This is a genomic window from Candidatus Poriferisocius sp., from assembly GCF_965219815.1.
Classification (GTDB): Bacteria; Actinomycetota; Acidimicrobiia; order Acidimicrobiales; family Bin134; genus Poriferisocius.
In genome coordinates this window covers 3,050,848-3,065,067 of the sequence record NZ_OZ244791.1, presented here as the reverse complement: position 1 = coordinate 3,065,067, position 14,220 = coordinate 3,050,848, and the positions used below count along the sequence as shown (strand labels likewise).

Here is a 14,220-nt window from a genome sequence, read left to right as displayed (position 1 = left end):
GGAGTGGAGATGGCGCTCGATAAGCGACCCATCCGGTTTGAGCGGCTGGCCCTGGAAGAAGTGGTCCACGAGATGCTGACCCTGGCGGCCCGGGGCGACGGGTCGGGGTGGATCAACGTCCAGCCGCTGGTAGCCGACGAGGATCGGCCTCCCGAGTCGCCCATATTCAAGCTGTTCACTGCGAAGGGACCGGCCGTTCCGCTCGGCACCTGGGTGCCGGGCCACCATTACCGGGACAAATGGCAGCCCGCCTCGGTAGGCTTGCAGCATGCCGGTGGGCGACACGCCGCCAAGTTGTTGGAGGAGCGGGGGGTGGCCGAGCCCGACGGTTGGAACCGGCGCCAAGACCACATCAAGCGGGGCTTGGTGTACGAGTTGCCCGAAGGTCAAGACCCCCGTGTGGCGCTGGAGTTCCTGGTTGATGCCATGGCCAATCTCGTGGAGTTTCCGCTCAGCGGGCGCTGGCAGGCGATGGTTCTGACCCAGCGCTAAGTCTGATCCTCTTCAGCACTGAGTCGGTCGGCGGCGTCCTTCTTGAGCTGGCCCTTGGCTACTTTGCCCCCTGAGGACCGGGGGAGGGCGTCGACTACGAATAGGTGCTCGGGCCACCACTCCCGGGAAACTCCGCGGCTAGCCAGGTGCTCTCGTAATCCGTCGAGATCCAGGCTGGTGCTGGGCACAAGCTCCACGTAGGCGGCCACCCGTTCACCAAACACCGCGTCGGGGGCGGCCACCGCGGCCACCATGGCCACCGACGGGTGAGTCATCACCTCGTCTTCCACCGCGGGGGCGCTGATGTTCTTGCCCCCTCGGATGATGAAGTCCGACGTGCGCCCCACCACCCGCAGATAGCCGTCGTCGTCGATCTCCACGATGTCGCCCATCAGCATCCGGCCATCGTCGGTCATCAGCTCGGTGTTGGCCTTGGCATCGTCGTAGTAGCCCAAGGCGGTGGCCGGTCCCCGGCAGGCGGGCTGCCCCCTGCCTCGCAGCTCGGGAAGCAGAGAACCGTCGTCGGGGTCGTAAAGGGCACAGTCCATTTCGGGTTCGCACCGCCCCCCGGAGCGCAGCCGGGCCGACCGGGGATCGCTCAACCGGGTTCCGCTCAGCATCCCGGTCTCGTTGGAGCCGTAGAAGTTCAACACCGTGCAGCCAGTGCGTTCCTCGAACTCGGAAGCCCGCTGGTAGGGAATGGCCTCGCCGCCGGTGAACATCAACCGCAGCGACGACAAATCGTGGTCGTCGAACACCGGCGAGTTCAGCATCATGATGAACTGGGTGGTGACCGCGCACAGAACGGTCACCCGCTCCGCCTCGATGAGGCGGATCAGCGCGGCAGCGTCGAAGTCGGCCATCACCACAGTGGGCACACCCAGGATGGTGGGGGAGTAGTGGGCGGTCCACAGCCCGAAGCCGAACGGCGCCGGCACCGGCACGCAGAACACCTCGTCGGTACCCAGCCCGCTGTACTCCACGGCTTTCTGATGGAAGTAGAACCACCGGTTGTGGGTCTGCATGACGCACTTGGGCAGCCCGGTTGTGCCCGACGTGGAGTTCAATAAGCAGAGCTCCGAGGCCCCCAAGCGGCGCGCTTCGACGGCTTCGGCAAATCCAGGGACAGACTCCGGTTTGGGAGCGTCCTCGCCGTCGAGAGCAATGGCCGCATCCTGGCCAGGGCCGTCGATGGTGATGTGGTGGGTCAGATCTGGGAGGTCGCGTCGCAGCTCGGCCACCGCGTCAGCCGCCAGTTGCCCCCGAAGCTCCGCACCGGTGACCACAGCTCGAGCCCCGGACTTCTCCACCAGATGGGCGATCTCCGCCGGCCCGGCTCGGTGGCCGATGCCCATGACCACCACCCCGGCCTTGTCGGCACCCGTGAACGCCGCATGAACCGCAGCGCCATCAGGCAAGATCACCGCCGCCCGATCGCCCCGTTCCAGCCCCGCAGCCAACAGCGCAGCCGCCATCCGGTCGGACAGCCGGTCATATCCCGCCCAAGTGGTCCGGTCGATGCTCCCCAAAGAGCCCTCCTCAGAAGGTCGGCTCCACGTGATGTAGGCAGCGTCATCGGGCCGCTCAGCCGCGTTGCGGCGGATCAGGTCAGTGGAAGTCTCATGTCCCCACCAGCCCGCCGCCACATAGGCAGCAGCCACCTCAGGATCAGCCGCGATCGGCACAGTCTCAGAAGCTGTTGGGGTCGGCGATCACCGAGTCGGGGATTGGGTGGCGGAAGAGGTCGCTGGCGTTGGCCCAGCAGATTTGGGCTACTTCGTCGGCGGGGATGCCGGCGAGTTGTTTGCGGAGCAGTTCCTGGGTGTTGGGCCAGGTGGAGTCGGCGTGGGGGTAGTCGGACTCCACCATCAGGTTCTCCAGGCCGATGTAGTGGCGGTGGTCGAAGGCCGAGGGGTCGTCGATGGCGCAGAACCAGAAGTTGCGGCGCAGAGTGTCGGCGGGGGAGAGCTCCACGTCGTTCCAGGTGCCGTACATGGAGTCGTACTTGCGGACGTGCTCGAGGCGATCCAACAGCCCGGCCACCCAGCCGAGGCCCCCTTCGCTGAGGGCGATCTTGATGTTGGGGAACCGCACCGGGATCTTGGAGTACAGCCAGTCGACCGCGGCGAACATGGCGTAGCCGAAGAACAGCACCCCCACCGTGTCAGAGGGGGCATCGGGCGAGGTAGCCGGCGAGGTGCCCGAGGAGCCGACGTGCAGGCACACCACGGTCTCGGTCTCCTCGCAGGCGGCCATGATCGGGTCCCAGTGGCCGGAGTGCAGGCTGGGGAACCCCAGAGAGTGGGGGGCCTCGGAGAAGCTGATGGCTTTGTAGCCCCGCTCGGCGTTGCGGTACACCTCGGCCGCGCCCACCTCGGGGTCGAGGAAATAGGTGAGCTGGCAGGGGATCATGCGGTCGGGACAGGCCCCGGACCACTCCTCGATGTTCCAGTCGTTCCAGGCCCGCACCGCGGCTAGGGCCAAATCGGGGTCATCGGTAAGTTGCTGGAACCTCTGTCCGCAGAAGCCGGGCAAGAACGACGGGAAGCACAGCGAGGCGTAGACGCCGTTGAGGTCCATGTCGGCGATCCGGGCGTCGATGTCCCATGAGCCCCGGCGCATGTCCTCGAAGCGGGTGGGTTCGAAGCTGTACTCGCTGACCGGGCGGCCCACCACCGCGTTGAACCCCACGTTGGGCAGCGAGTGCCCGGCATACAGCCAGGTTTCCGATCCGTCGTCGAGCGTGACCACCCGCGGAGCGTCGTCGGCATATTTGGCCGGGAATCGATCGGTGAAGGCGTCAAGAGGCTCCACAATGTGGTCGTCCACCGAGATCATCGGCGTCCACCGGTCGGCTCGCTCGGGCTCGGGCAGAAACGTGACTTGGCCCTTGACGTGCTGGGTGAAGGAGGTGTCAGCAGTGAGATCGTCGAGCGAGATGGCCATGTCTAAGCTTGCCGCGAATCAGCCCGGCTGAGCCACTGAAAGGTGGATTTGCAGATCGGTGAAGCTGGGCGGGCCGAGGCCGTCGCTACAGTGCAGGGCCAAGTGCCGCTCATCGGTTTCCACGATCATTCCGGCGTTGCCCAGCCACGCCGTTTCCAGTCCGCCCAGATCCCAGGCATTCCACACTTCCAAGCGCCGGACCTGAGCCCCGAGCACGGTCAGCTCCACCTCGGTCGGGCTGGTGTCGGACCACAGCGAGATGACCTCAGAAACAGCCTCATTGGCCTCGAGGAGACCGTTTACTGCGGCCAGCTTGACGGCTTGGCGACGGTCGGGGCGGGCGGCAATCCGCTCTATTCGCACCCTGGTGCCCTCCGACACCGCCAACCGCAGCAGCGGCCGGACGTCTCGCCCGCGGTACACCACGGTCTCAGCCCCGTCGGCAAATTGATCGCTGAGCGTGGGGGAGGCGCTCATGGCTGGGCGAAGGGGTCGAGGCCCTTGTCTCCCCAGGTGGGGGTGGGCCTGCGCTTGGTGGCCCAGCAGTAGCGCAGCATGGGCTCGGGCAGGTCTAGCTCTTCAATAGTGCTGGTTCGGGGATTGAAGCGCTGAGGGGCTTGCCCTACGGCCATCAGGGTCCGGTTATCCTCGCCGAACACAGCTGAGGATCGGCGCTCGGACAGGTTCTTCCAGTAGCGACGGCGCACCGCAGTGATCGACGGCGGGGTTCCCCGAGGGGTGAGCTTGTAGATGGATTCCCCCGCTTGCCAAGGTCCTGACGGCGTTGGCTCATCCGGATGTGGGGCAGGGTCGGGGGCGGGATATTCGATTGGCTGTTCTGGGGGAGGCTCAAGGGGGACCTCTGGCTGTTGGACGGTGGTGGATTCGGCGGGGAGCGCCGGTAGATCACTGCGAGCACTCTGCGCTGAAGCGGTGTCGGGAGCCTCTGGAGGCATGGGGGCGTCAACCATCAGCCAGGCGGGCGTGCCGGTGGTGCGGGGTCGAAAGGAGCGGCGGATGGGCTTGCCCATCCAGTCCAAGATGATGGCCAAGGTGGCCAGCGCCAGCATTATCAGCAGAAAGACGAAGAAGGCGGCAGCTGTGGACATAGCTCTAGTGGTTGGATTTTACGCTCAACGCCCCTGAAAACGGGGGTCGCGGTGCTCGGCGAAAGCGGCCCGTCCCTCGGCAAAATCCTCGCTGGCCCAGCAATCGGCAATGGCATCCAAGGCTGCCTGGCGATCGCCCCGGCCAGTGGCCGCGTGGATGGACAGCTTGACGGCCCGAAGGGTGAGCGGGGCGTTGGCCACCAGGCGGGAGCAGAGCTTGTCGACTTCGCGGTCGAGTTCGTCGGCGGGCACCACCGAGTGGGCAAGGCCAATGCAGGCCGCCTCCTCAGCGCTGATCCGGTCCCCGGTCATCAAGATGCGCGCCGCGTTGGCATCGCCCACCCGGCCCACAAGCTGCTCGACGCCCTCGATGGGATAACCCACTCCCAGGCGGGCCGCGGGGATGCCGAACTGCGAGCGGTCGGTGGCCACCAGCAGATCGGCGTGGAGGGCCACCAGCAGCCCCCCTCCTAGGCAGTAACCGTCCACCGCGGCGATCAATGGCTTGGTCAGTCGACCCAGCGCGGCCGGCCCCCGGCTGGTGCGGGCATCGTCGGGGGAGGGGTTGCTGCTCGGTCCCCGAGCGGAGTCCAGGCTTCCGATGTCGGCACCAGAGGCGAACGCTCGATCCCCCGCACCGGAGATGATCACCACCCGGATTTCCGGGTCTTGCTCGTAGGCGTCGACAACGGCGGCTAGCGCCGCGAACATGTCGGTGGTGATGGCGTTGTGCCGCTCAGGATTGTTGAACACAATGCGGCCGAGCGCGCCCTTGACCTCGGCGATCAGCTTGTCGGTTCCGGTGTCCACACTCTGGGCCATGGGGTAGTAGTAGCACGATGGCCCTGTACGACCGAACCGAGGCGGGAAACGGGCCGCTAGCCGGCCTGCGGGTGGTCGATCTCACCAGGGCCCGAGCCGGCCCGACTTGCACCCGACAGCTGGCCGACATGGGGGCCGAGGTGATCCGCGTCGTCGAGCCCAGCCCCTATTCCCTGGGCGGATCCGACACCTACAACCTTCAGCGCAACAAGCGGTCGATGGGCCTGGACTTGACCGACGACCGGGCCCGGGAGGCGTTTTTCCGGCTGACTGATCGGGCTGACGTGGTGGTGGAGAACTACCGGCCGGCGGTGAAAGATCGCCTGGGCATCGGCTACGACGTCCTGTCGGCCCGCAACCCCCGGCTGGTGTACGCCAGCCTGTCGGGGTTCGGACAAGAAGGGCCGTATGCCAACCGCCCGGGGGTGGACCAGATCGCCCAGGGACTGAGCGGGCTGATGAGCGTGACCGGGCCACCGGGAAGCGGACCCTGGCGGGTGGGGATTGCCATCTCCGACACGGCGGCGGGAACCTTCCTCACCCAGGGGGTGTTGGCCGCGCTGTTGGCGCGGGAGCGCACCGGGCGGGGCCAGTGGGTCCACACGTCGCTACTGGAGGCGGCCATCAACTTCATGGACTTCCAGGCGGTGCGCTGGCTGACCGACAGCGAGGTCCCGCCCCAGGAGGGCAACAACCATCCCACCATCGTGCCGATGGGCATGTTTGCCACTGCCGACGGGCACGTCAACGTGGCCCCAATGTCTCGGTGGGAGACCTTCGCCGAGGCGCTGGGCGCTCCCGAGCTGGTGGCCGATCCCCGATTCGCCGACCGCGACGCCCGCACGGCCCACCGCATCGAACTGGACGAGGTCATCGAGCAGCGCTTGGCCACCGCCACCACTGCCGAATGGGTGGAGCGGCTCAACGCCGCCGGGTGCCCTTGCGGACCGGTGCTGGCGGTGGACGAGACGTTTGCCGACCCTCAAGTTGAGCATCTGAACATTTTCTCGATGGTTCCCGACCCCGATGGTGGCGAGCTGGCGGTGCTGCGACTTCCCCTCACCTTCTCTGACACCCCGGCTGCGGTGGGGGCCGGTCCCGTCCACCCTGGTCACCACACGCAGGAGATCCTCGCCGAGCTGGGCTACGACGACGCCGAGATCGAAGCGCTGACAGTCAGCACCGACTGACCCTGTTTGCGGCTAGGGCAGGCGGGCGAGGAGGTCCAAGAGCAGGGTGTAGAAGCCGTCGGAGTCCACTTCGGTGATGAACTGGCAATTAGGGGGTCGATCGGTGACGTCCCACCAATCCACCACGGTCATGCCCATAGTGAGGGGGGATTGGGTCTCCACCTCCACATTGCAGTGGCGCCCGCCGTAGAGGTCGGGGCGCAGCAGGTAGGCGATCACGTTGGGATCGTGCAGAGGACCGCCGAAGGTGCCGTATTTGTCCACGTCGAAGCGTTCGTAGAAGTCGAGCATCCCGGCGGCGGCCGCTCCGGTGCGGGTGCCCAGGGCTCGCACCTGGTTGATCCAGGCGTCGGTCATCAGCGCCTTGTGGGTCACATCGAGGGGGAGCATGGTGACCGGGGCACCGCAGTGGAGGACGATCTGGGCGGCGTCGGGATCGACGAATACGTTGAACTCCGCGGTAGGGGTGGTGTTGCCCCCGCCGAAGAACCCGCCGCCCATGCACACGATCTCCCGAATGTGGCGGGCCGCCTCCGGGGCGGTCTCCAGCACGGTGGCCACGTTGGTCATCGGCCCCACCGGGCAGATGGTGATCTCCCGCTCCCCAGCGGCCAAGAGCGTCTCGATCATCCAGTCCACCGCGTGCTGGGGTTGCAGTGGAGTAACAGGGTCGGGCAGGTCGGCACCGTCGATGCCGGTTTTGCCGTGGACGTGCTCAGCGGTCACCAGATCTCGGCGCAGGGGGCGGTCGCAGCCGGCGAACACGGGGACGTCGGTGCGACCGGCCAGCTCCACCAGGATGAGGGCGTTGCGGGCGGTCAGGTCTAAGGGCACGTTTCCGGCCACCGCGGTGACGCCCAGCACTTCGAGCTCGGGGGAGGCCAATGCGGCCAGGATGGCGATGGCGTCGTCTTGGCCAGGGTCGGTGTCGATGATTATCGGGCGGGGGGTGCTGTTCGGGGGTGGGTTCATCGCTTTCGTCCTGCTCTGGTGGCGGCCACGTCGTGGGCCGCCGCTTCAAGTTCGTCGTCCAGAGGCTCCAAGTCCACCCCAAAGCCGGCGTGCTCCAGAGCCCAGCCCAGCAGGGTATCGGCCAGCCAGGGGTTCTTGGGAAGGAGCGGTCCGTGCAGGTAAGTGCCGAGGCACCGACCGGCCACCGCCCCCTCACAGCCGTCGGCCCCGTTGTTGCCGTGCCCCCGGCGCACGTGGCCAAGCGGCGTACACCCCCCGCCCAGATGGGTGCGTCCGGCGTGGTTCTCATAGCCGACCACCGTGCGGCTCTGACCGCCCAGGGTCACGTCCAGCACGACGTCGCCGATGAGGCGGCTGCTTCCCGCCGTGGTTTCCAAGTCCAATAGCCCGATGCCGGGCATTCGCCGCCCGTCGGTGCCGGAATAGCCGTGGCCCAAGAGCTGATAGCCGCCGCACACTCCCAGCACGACGGCGCCGTCGTGGGCAGCATGGCGCAGCGGATCGGCCTTTTGGACCAGGTCCTCGGCCACCAGCATCTGGTCGCGGTCTTGGCCACCACCCAGGTAGTAGAGATGGCAATCGCTGGGGATGGGATCACCAAGCCCGACTTCCACCACCTCCAGGGACAGCGCCCGCCATTCCAGGCGGCGCAGGAACACAGCGATGTTCCCCCGGTCGGCATAGATGTTCAGGTGATCCGGGTACAGGTGGCAGAGCCTGACGCTGGGCTGGCCGGTGCTCATCGATCCTCCCAGAAGGAGGGGACGAGCCCCCGGTCGGCCAGCACGGCCTGGAACTCGAGAAGGGCGGTGTAAGTGGGGAGCACGTAGAGATCGCCAGTGGAACTGCTTGACTGCAGAGCGGCGTTGAGAGCGGCGGGTACCGAGGGAACCACCGACAGCCGGTCGGGATCGAACCCGGCGTAGCGGAATCGCAGGGCCATGTCGTAGGCCCGGTCGCCGCTCACCGTGAGCGACGCCAGCCGATCGTTTTCCAACAGCAGCTCGTAGTCCACGTCCCAAATCCACGAAACGTCCTGTCCGTCGGCAGTGCGGTCGTTGAGCAGCACCAGCAGGTGCAGGGGGCCGCCTTCAAGCAGCATGGTGCGGATGTTCTCGTTGGCGCCGGCCGGGTTCTTGGCCAAAAGCGTGGTCACCCTCGTCGAACCCATCTGGGTGCGCTCGGCCCGCCCGAAGGCGGCCTCCCGCTTGGCCAGCGCGGGGCCGATGGATTGGGGGTCCAGGGCTAGCGCCGACGCAGTCGCGGTGGCGGCAAGGGCGTTGTAGGAGTTGTGCATGCCGGGCAGGCGCAGAGACACCTCCATCGGGCCCTGGGGAGTGGCAATGGACAGCCGCTGGCCGTCCAGGCCATGCAGTTCCACCCGGGTGGCTCTCACATCGGGAAAGGCGCGGGCTGATTCGCATTCTGGGCATGACCAACGGCCGAGGTGGGCGATGGTGCCCATGTCGTAGTGAAGCGGGGCGGCGCAACGGCGGCAGTTGATGGTGTCGGCAGCGTGCGGTAGCCGATCGCGGCCCACCCGGGGGTCCTCGATGCCATAGGAAACAGTGCTGGGGTGCCCAGAAGCGATCTCGGCCACCGCAGGATCGTCGGCGTTGTAGATCACGGTTGTGGTTGGGTCGAGTTCAGCCACCGCTTGGCGCCAGCGGTCCACTAGGTGTTCGAGCTCGCCGTAGCGGTCAAGCTGGTCCCGGAACAGGTTCATCAGGGTGACTACCCGCGGCCTGGTCTGGGCCATCAGCCCCGGCAGAGCGGCTTCGTCCACTTCGAACAGGGCTAATTCGGCGCCCTCGGAGTTGAGCAGTGCGGTGGCCACCCCCCGCTCCAGATTGGAGCCGGCGGTGTTGGCCACCACCCTGATTCCCGAAGCATCGAGGGCGGCCCGAACCAACCGGGCGGTGGTGGTCTTGCCGTTGGTTCCCGAAACCAGGATGACGCCGCCGGGGACGGCCAGGGCCATCTCTGCGGTGGCCTCCGGTCGCAATCGATTGAGCAGCAGACCGGGAATGGTGGTGCCTCCGCCCCGTCCAAGTTTCTGGGACAGCCGTCCTGCACCCCGGGCCGCACCGGCGGCCAATCCCTGAGGCAGCGACGGCATCCTCATAGTTATGTATTACTACCGAAAGCGTCGGAAGAACTCGCGGATGTCTTGCGCCAGCGCTTCGGGTTCCTCCATGGCGGCGAAGTGCCCCCCCTCGGCCATGTCGGACCAGTGGACGATGTTGTAGTTGTCCTCCAACCAGCGCCGGGGGGCCTGCATGATCTCCATGGGAAAGCTGGCCATCCCCAGAGGGGTGCTGAGAGGGCCGCCCAATCCGGCTGCACCAGGGCGCAACGTCTCGTAGTACATGCGGGCCGACGATCCTCCGGTGGCCGTGAACCAGTACAGGGAGATGTTGGTGAGGAGTCGATCCCGGCTCACAGCCGATTCGATGGTGCCGTCGTTGTCGGTCCAGGCCAGGAACTTCTCGGCGATCCAGGCCAGCTGCCCGACCGCGGAGTCGGTGAGGCCGTAGGCCAGGGTCTGGGGCTTGGTGCTCTGGATCTGCATGTAGCCCGCGCCCTCGGTGAAATAGAGGTTGGCGCGGCCCAACCCGGCCTGCTCGGCCTCGGTGAGCTCGCCGGGCCCATCCTCTGGTGCCGTGGCGAACAAGAAGTTCACATGGACGGCCTCACAGTGGTCGGGGTCACAGCGCCCAATGTTCTGGGAAATCATCGAGCCCCAATCACCCCCCTGGGCCCCGTAGCGGTCGTATCCCAAGCGTCCCATCAGCTCCGAAAATGCCTTGGCAGTGCGGACGGTGTCCCATCCCCGGTCGGCGGTTGGCCCCGAAAAGCCGTAGCCAGGAAGCGACGGGGCGATCACATGGAAGGCATCGGCGGGGTCATCGGGCTCGGTGAGCATTCCGATGATGTCGAGGAACTCCACCACCGTTCCGGGCCATCCGTGGCTGATGATCAGCGGATAGGCGTCGGGATGGGAGGAGCGCTGGTGGATGAAGTGGATGTTCTGGCCGTCGATGGCGGTGGTGAAGTGGTCGAGCTCGTTCAGCTCGGCTTCGGCAGCCCGCCAGTCGTACTCGTCGGCCCAGTAGCGGGCCAGTTCCTGGATGTAGCCCATCTCTGCGCCGTAGTCCCAGCCGGCGTCGGGGAGCTGATCGGGCCAACGGGCATCCCTCAAGCGGCGTTGAAGGTCTTCCAGCGCAGCGTCGGATATTTCGACGGTGAACGGGGTGATCTCGGACATAGGACTCCTCAGGTCGGTACTAGGCATCAGGCGGGGGAGCGGGGAATCAGCCCTGCGTTGGTTCTGGCCCGCTCCAGGGTGGCCGCCGCCACCGTGCGGGCCTTGTCGGCACCGGTGGACAGTACTCGGGCGATCTCACCCGGATCGGACGACAGCTCGGCAAATCGATCCCGGATGGGGTTGAGCATTTCGTTCACCGCATCGGCGGTGTCGGACTTCAGCGGTCCGTATTGGGCGTATTCGTCGGCCACCGACACGGGGTTCTGCCCGGTGGCTGCGGCCAGGATGCCGAGCAGGTTGGACACTCCTGGCTTGGCCACGGGGTCGTAGCGCACTTCGTTGCCGCTGTCGGTCACCGCCCGCTTGAACTTGCGGACCACGCTCTCGGGATCCTCCAGCACCCCGACCGTGCCGGCCGACTCCAGCGACTTCGACATCTTGTCGCCCGGGTTCTGGAGGTCCATGACCCGGGCGCCTGTGTCGGGGATGACGTGGGCGGGCACTGTGAAGGTGTCGCCGTAGCGGTGGTTGAACCGCTCGGCGATGTCCCGGCACAGCTCGATGTGCTGGCGCTGATCATCACCCACCGGCACCAAGTCGGTGTCGTACAGCAAGATGTCGGACGCCTGGAGGGCGGGATAGGTGAACAGGCCGGCCGACACGAATTCAGAGCGGTCAGACTTGTCCTTGAACTGGGTCATGCGGCGCAGCTCCCCGAAGCCCACCGTGCACTCCATCATCCAGGCCAGCTCGGCGTGCTCGCTCACCGAGCTCTGCACGAACAGCGTGGACCGCTCGGGGTCGATGCCCACCGACATGAGCATGGTGGCCGCGGCCACGGTGTTGCTCCGCAGCTCGGCCGGATCGGGAGCAGTGGTAAGGGCGTGGAGATCCACTACGCAGTACACGGCTTCGTGTTCGTGCTGATAGGCCACCCAGTTGCGCAGCGCGCCCAAAAGGTTGCCCAGGTGCATGCCGCCGGAAGGCTGAATTCCTGAGAACACACGAGCCACGCCGGTCAAACTACCCGCCCCGATCCCGAAATCCCTAGGTGCCAGCCCTGATCTCAAAACCCCGAACCAGCAGATAACGAGTCCTACACTTGGCGGGTGACCGCAGAGGCGAGGACTGAGGTGCTCAAGGCGCCGTTCGAGGTGCGTACGGAAGTTTTCGAAGGCCCGCTCGATCTGCTGCTGCACCTCATTTTGCGCGACGAGGTTGACCTCTACGAAGTGATGGTGGGCGACATCGTGGACGCCTATCTGTCGGAGCTCGACCGTATGGAGCAGCTCAACCTGGAAGTGGCCACCGAGTTTCTGCTCATCGCTGCCACTCTGATCCAGCTGAAGAGCAGCCGCCTGTTACCCGACAGCGAGTCGCTGGACCTGGACGAGGAATTGGCCCTGTGGTCGGAGCGCGATCTGCTGCTGGCCCGCCTGCTGGAGTGCCAGACCTTCAAAGCGGCTGCTCAGGCTTTGGAGCAGTTGGCTGCGGTCGCCGGTCGGAGCTATTCCCGCCGCGCCGGTCCCGACGAGCGCTATCTCGACCTGGTGCCCGACTTCTTGGAGGGGATGAGCCCTGACGATCTCCGAGCTGCGTTCTTGCGGGCCACCACCTCCCGACCTGCGCCTCAGGTGAACATCGCTCACATCACCGACATCCCCATCAGCGTGGATGAAGTGACCACTGGCCTGATGGCTCGGCTGCCCGACATCGGCACCGTGGGTTTTCGGGAGCTGACCGAGGACTTGGAGACCGGCATCGAAGTGGTGGTGTATTTCCTCGCCGTGCTCGAGCTTTTCAAGCGCGGTCTGGTGGATGTATCGCAGGCCAGCACGTTTGGCCGCATTGCCATCACGTGGAGCGGCGAGACCGAGTTGACCGAGCCGCTCGTGGGAGTTGACGCCTATGAGGGATGAGAACCGAGCTGTTGGTGGGAGTGAATGCTTGTGAGGGAAGAGAACCGAGAAGCCCGCCGGGCGGTTGAGGCCATCGTGATGGTGGCCGAGGAGCCGGTCGCTCCGGGGCTCATGGCTCAGCTCATCGAAATTTCCGTCGAGCAGGTGGAGGCCATCTGCACCCAACTGGCCGACGAATACCGAGTTGACGGCCGGGGTTTCGAGTTGGTCCGGGCGGCCGGCGGCTACCGTTTCCGCAGCCATCCCGACGCCGAGTCGTACGTCAAGAGGTTTGTGGTCAGCGGCCAGAGCGCTCGACTGTCGGCCGCCGCGCTGGAGACTCTGGCCATCGTGGCCTACAAGCAGCCGTTGTCACGAGCCCAGGTCTCGGCCATTCGAGGGGTGAATGCCGAAGGGGCGATGCGCACGCTCCAGCAGCGGGGACTCGTGGAAGAGGTGGGCCGGGATCCCGGTCCCGGCCAGGCCCGGTTGTTCGCCACCACCCCGGCATTTCTGGAGCGGCTGGGTCTCGACTCCATCGATGAGCTGCCTCCCCTGGTGGATTTCGTGCCCGGTGCCGAGGTCATCGAGGCTTTGGAGACCAGTCTCATGGCCGACAGCCGATCAGGGTCAGCAGTAGTCGGCAGCCGAGACGAGCCGGGTCCAAGGCAGGAACCTGGCGTCCCCGCGCCCAGCCTGGAGCCGGGTTCTGAAAACGGCGATGCCCCGCCGGTGTGAGCGAGGCTGAGCGGATCCAAAAGGTCTTGGCCGCAGCCGGCGTGGCCAGCCGCCGGGCGGTGGAGGAGATGGTGGCCGAGGGCCGCATCACGGTCAATGGGCGGCCCGCCCGGCTGGGCCAGCGGATCGATCCCGAGCACGACACGGTGGAGGTGGACGGCATCCCGGTGGGGCTGCGGGCCGATCTGGTGTACTACCTGGTGAACAAGCCGACCGGCGTGGTCGCCACCGCATCCGACCCCCAGGGGCGGCCCACTGTGGTGGCCATGGTGCCCGACAACCCCCGGGTCTTTCCGGTGGGTCGCCTGGATGCCGACAGCGAGGGCCTGCTGCTCCTTACCAACGATGGGGAGCTGACCCACCGCTTGACCCACCCGTCTTTCGGGGTTGACAAGGAGTATCTCGCCCATGTGCAGGGCCGTCCCAGCCGCGGCGCGCTGAGGCAGCTGCGGGAAGGGGTGAATCTTGAGGACGGTGAGGCCCGGGCAGTGGCGGTGTCGCGGCCCGAGCCGTCGGTCATTCGCCTCGTGGTTCGTGAAGGCCGCAATCGGCTGGTCCGGCGAATGTGCGAGGCGGTCGGCCACCCTGTGATCCGTCTGGTCCGCACCCGGATCGGCCCGCTGGTCGATCGCAAGCTTCCACCAGGCCAGTGGCGAGAGCTGACCCAGGGCGAGGTCAGAGAACTGGAACGCAGCGGGACTGAACCGCCAACTGAGTTCGGGGACGGGAGCGGGACTGAACCGTCAACTGAGTTCGGGGATGGGAGCGGGGGTCGGTAAAATCTC

The 14,220-nt window shown here is 66.4% G+C and carries 15 protein-coding genes; 5 read left to right on the top strand and 10 right to left on the bottom strand.

Annotated elements, in window-relative coordinates; genetic code table 11:
- Positions 1 to 9: 9 nt before the first annotated feature.
- Positions 10 to 492 (top strand): hypothetical protein, encoded by a 483-nt coding sequence (locus tag ACOQPI_RS14735; RefSeq protein WP_420620375.1) that lies wholly within the window; start codon positions 10 to 12, stop codon positions 490 to 492.
- Here the strand turns inward: ACOQPI_RS14735 and ACOQPI_RS14730 are convergent.
- Genes ACOQPI_RS14730 through ACOQPI_RS14710 form a run of 5 tightly spaced genes read right to left on the bottom strand, consistent with a single transcriptional unit; the run spans position 489 to position 5,369 of the window.
- Entirely contained in the window at positions 489 to 2,177 is a 1,689-nt protein-coding gene (locus ACOQPI_RS14730; protein ID WP_420620374.1) for a class I adenylate-forming enzyme family protein, read from the bottom strand. The genes ACOQPI_RS14735 and ACOQPI_RS14730 overlap by 4 nt on opposite strands.
- Before the next feature lie 4 nt (positions 2,178 to 2,181).
- The gene (locus ACOQPI_RS14725; RefSeq protein WP_420620373.1) at positions 2,182 to 3,438 is read right to left on the bottom strand and encodes an amidohydrolase family protein; all 1,257 of its coding nucleotides are present in this window, start codon (positions 3,436 to 3,438) and stop codon (positions 2,182 to 2,184) included.
- A gap of 18 nt (positions 3,439 to 3,456) precedes the next feature.
- Positions 3,457 to 3,915 (bottom strand): hypothetical protein, encoded by a 459-nt coding sequence (locus tag ACOQPI_RS14720; protein ID WP_420620372.1) that lies wholly within the window; start codon positions 3,913 to 3,915, stop codon positions 3,457 to 3,459.
- On the bottom strand, positions 3,912 to 4,547 hold the full coding sequence (locus ACOQPI_RS14715; protein ID WP_420620371.1) for a hypothetical protein: 636 nt from the start codon (positions 4,545 to 4,547) through the stop codon (positions 3,912 to 3,914). Before ACOQPI_RS14715 ends, ACOQPI_RS14720 begins: the two co-directional genes overlap by 4 nt.
- 24 nt (positions 4,548 to 4,571) lie before the next feature.
- Positions 4,572 to 5,369, bottom strand: coding sequence for an enoyl-CoA hydratase-related protein (locus ACOQPI_RS14710; RefSeq protein WP_420620370.1), 798 nt, complete (start codon positions 5,367 to 5,369; stop codon positions 4,572 to 4,574).
- 17 nt (positions 5,370 to 5,386) lie between these two features.
- Here ACOQPI_RS14710 and ACOQPI_RS14705 point away from each other — a divergent pair, with 17 nt between their 5' ends.
- A complete protein-coding gene (locus ACOQPI_RS14705) occupies positions 5,387 to 6,559 on the top strand; it encodes a CaiB/BaiF CoA transferase family protein (RefSeq protein ID WP_420620369.1) in 1,173 nt (390 codons plus the stop codon).
- 12 nt (positions 6,560 to 6,571) lie between these two features.
- Here ACOQPI_RS14705 and ACOQPI_RS14700 read toward each other — a convergent pair whose 3' ends face one another.
- From ACOQPI_RS14700 to trpS, 5 genes are read right to left on the bottom strand one after another with little or no spacing between them, the layout of a single operon-like run.
- The gene (locus ACOQPI_RS14700; protein WP_420620368.1) at positions 6,572 to 7,531 is read right to left on the bottom strand and encodes a nucleoside hydrolase; all 960 of its coding nucleotides are present in this window, start codon (positions 7,529 to 7,531) and stop codon (positions 6,572 to 6,574) included.
- Positions 7,528 to 8,274: a type 1 glutamine amidotransferase gene (locus ACOQPI_RS14695; protein WP_420620367.1), complete on the bottom strand. Its 747-nt coding sequence runs from the start codon at positions 8,272 to 8,274 to the stop codon at positions 7,528 to 7,530. The genes ACOQPI_RS14700 and ACOQPI_RS14695 overlap by 4 nt, the downstream gene beginning before the upstream one ends.
- Entirely contained in the window at positions 8,271 to 9,656 is a 1,386-nt protein-coding gene (locus tag ACOQPI_RS14690) for a MurT ligase domain-containing protein (protein ID WP_420620366.1), read from the bottom strand. The genes ACOQPI_RS14695 and ACOQPI_RS14690 overlap by 4 nt, the downstream gene beginning before the upstream one ends.
- A gap of 12 nt (positions 9,657 to 9,668) precedes the next feature.
- Entirely contained in the window at positions 9,669 to 10,799 is a 1,131-nt protein-coding gene (locus ACOQPI_RS14685) for an epoxide hydrolase family protein (RefSeq protein ID WP_420620365.1), read from the bottom strand.
- A gap of 26 nt (positions 10,800 to 10,825) precedes the next feature.
- Entirely contained in the window at positions 10,826 to 11,803 is a 978-nt protein-coding gene (trpS, locus tag ACOQPI_RS14680) for a tryptophan--tRNA ligase (protein WP_420621048.1), read from the bottom strand.
- Positions 11,804 to 11,908: 105 nt separating this feature from the next.
- On the opposite strand from trpS, the gene ACOQPI_RS14675 reads away from it, so the two are divergent.
- The 3 genes from ACOQPI_RS14675 to ACOQPI_RS14665 are packed head-to-tail and all read left to right on the top strand — an operon-like array spanning position 11,909 to position 14,214.
- Complete coding sequence (locus tag ACOQPI_RS14675) at positions 11,909 to 12,718, top strand: segregation and condensation protein A (RefSeq protein ID WP_420620364.1); 810 nt, start codon at positions 11,909 to 11,911, stop codon at positions 12,716 to 12,718.
- 24 nt (positions 12,719 to 12,742) lie between these two features.
- A complete protein-coding gene (scpB, locus tag ACOQPI_RS14670) occupies positions 12,743 to 13,435 on the top strand; it encodes an SMC-Scp complex subunit ScpB (RefSeq protein ID WP_420620363.1) in 693 nt (230 codons plus the stop codon).
- Positions 13,432 to 14,214, top strand: a complete 783-nt coding sequence (locus ACOQPI_RS14665) for a pseudouridine synthase (RefSeq protein ID WP_420620362.1) — start codon at positions 13,432 to 13,434, stop codon at positions 14,212 to 14,214. The genes scpB and ACOQPI_RS14665 overlap by 4 nt, the downstream gene beginning before the upstream one ends.
- The last annotated feature ends 6 nt before the right edge of the window (positions 14,215 to 14,220 follow it).

Excerpts from the sequence above, each read along its gene's own strand:
- ACOQPI_RS14735 (WP_420620375.1), top strand. The coding sequence starts at position 10 with ATGGCGCTCGATAAGCGACCCATCCGGTTTGAGCGGCTGGCCCTGGAA.
- ACOQPI_RS14725 (WP_420620373.1), bottom strand. The coding sequence starts at position 3,438 with ATGGCCATCTCGCTCGACGATCTCACTGCTGACACCTCCTTCACCCAG.
- ACOQPI_RS14720 (WP_420620372.1), bottom strand. The coding sequence starts at position 3,915 with ATGAGCGCCTCCCCCACGCTCAGCGATCAATTTGCCGACGGGGCTGAG.
- ACOQPI_RS14715 (WP_420620371.1), bottom strand. The coding sequence starts at position 4,547 with ATGTCCACAGCTGCCGCCTTCTTCGTCTTTCTGCTGATAATGCTGGCG.
- ACOQPI_RS14710 (WP_420620370.1), bottom strand. The coding sequence starts at position 5,369 with ATGGCCCAGAGTGTGGACACCGGAACCGACAAGCTGATCGCCGAGGTC.
- ACOQPI_RS14705 (WP_420620369.1), top strand. The coding sequence starts at position 5,387 with ATGGCCCTGTACGACCGAACCGAGGCGGGAAACGGGCCGCTAGCCGGC.
- ACOQPI_RS14700 (WP_420620368.1), bottom strand. The coding sequence starts at position 7,531 with ATGAACCCACCCCCGAACAGCACCCCCCGCCCGATAATCATCGACACC.
- ACOQPI_RS14695 (WP_420620367.1), bottom strand. The coding sequence starts at position 8,274 with ATGAGCACCGGCCAGCCCAGCGTCAGGCTCTGCCACCTGTACCCGGAT.
- ACOQPI_RS14690 (WP_420620366.1), bottom strand. The coding sequence starts at position 9,656 with ATGAGGATGCCGTCGCTGCCTCAGGGATTGGCCGCCGGTGCGGCCCGG.
- ACOQPI_RS14685 (WP_420620365.1), bottom strand. The coding sequence starts at position 10,799 with ATGTCCGAGATCACCCCGTTCACCGTCGAAATATCCGACGCTGCGCTG.
- scpB (WP_420620363.1), top strand. The coding sequence starts at position 12,743 with ATGCTTGTGAGGGAAGAGAACCGAGAAGCCCGCCGGGCGGTTGAGGCC.